Origin of the sequence: Dehalobacter sp. (assembly GCA_023667845.1) — a bacterium.
Classification (GTDB): Bacteria; Bacillota; Desulfitobacteriia; order Desulfitobacteriales; family Syntrophobotulaceae; genus Dehalobacter.
The window spans coordinates 1-1,072 of the sequence record JAMPIU010000090.1 but is presented as its reverse complement, the minus strand read 5'-3'; the positions used below and the strand labels follow the sequence as shown (position 1 = coordinate 1,072).

Sequence of the window (1,072 nt, the reverse complement as noted above, 5' to 3'; positions counted from 1 at the left end):
TGTTGATATGACCGGCAGAGTGATTGCCAGTGTGGAAAAGGTAACCGGACTGAGCATGACAAAAAACAAACGAGGAGGAAAATAATTTGCGGCTTCTGGACAAAATTGATTCTCCGACCGACCTGAAAAGCTTAAGCGAAAGTGACCTGACAGTTTTGGCTGAAGAACTTCGTCAGGAAATGATAGATATTATTTCAGTGAATGGCGGTCATCTGGCATCAAACCTCGGCGTTGTGGAACTGACCCTGGCGCTGCATAGAGTATTTGACACTCCAACCGACAAGATTATCTGGGATGTTGGTCATCAGGCCTATGTTCATAAGATTCTGACCGGAAGGAAGGAAACTTTTAAGACGATCCGGCAATTTCACGGTTTGGCAGGATTTCCGAAGAGAGAGGAAAGCGAATACGACTGTTTTGATACCGGACATGCCAGCACTTCCATCTCAGCTGCACTGGGTTTCGCCAAAGCCAGGGACATTAAGAAAGAAAATTATCATGTCATTGCTGTGATTGGTGATGGGGCAATGAGCGGCGGGATGGCCTATGAAGCGATGAATCATGCCGGTAACAGCGACAGCAATTTAATTATTGTTTTAAATGACAACGAAATGTTTATCTCCCAGAATGTCGGCGCAATGTCTTCGTATCTGAACAAGATCAGGACAGATCCATCTTACGACAGAAGGAAGAAAGATGTCCAAAAATTCATAAGAAATATCCCGTGTATTGGGTCCTCCATGGCTAAAGCAGCTGGAAGGGCTAAAGACGGCATTAAATATTTCCTGGTACCCGGTCTGTTGTTCGAGGAGCTGGGCCTGACCTATCTCGGGCCAATTAATGGACATGATATTGCGTCACTGGAAAAGGTTCTCCACCAGGCCAAACAAAAAAAAGGTCCGGTTCTGGTTCACATTAAGACCTGTAAAGGCAATGGGTATGAGCCGGCCAAGCAAAGCCCGGATATCTTCCATGGGGTAGGGCCATTTTCCAAAGAAACGGGTGAAATGGTTAAAAAGAATGCGCCGCCGACTTATACGGAAGTATTTGGACGGACCATTTGTGAATTGGC

The 1,072-nt window shown here is 45.8% G+C and carries 1 protein-coding gene; it reads left to right on the top strand.

Annotation, left to right across the window (positions count from 1 at the left end; translation table 11 throughout):
- Window positions 1–86 precede the first annotated feature (86 nt).
- The coding region (locus NC238_06680) for a thiamine pyrophosphate-dependent enzyme (protein ID MCM1565623.1) at window positions 87–1,072 on the top strand (986 nt) is incomplete at its 3' end.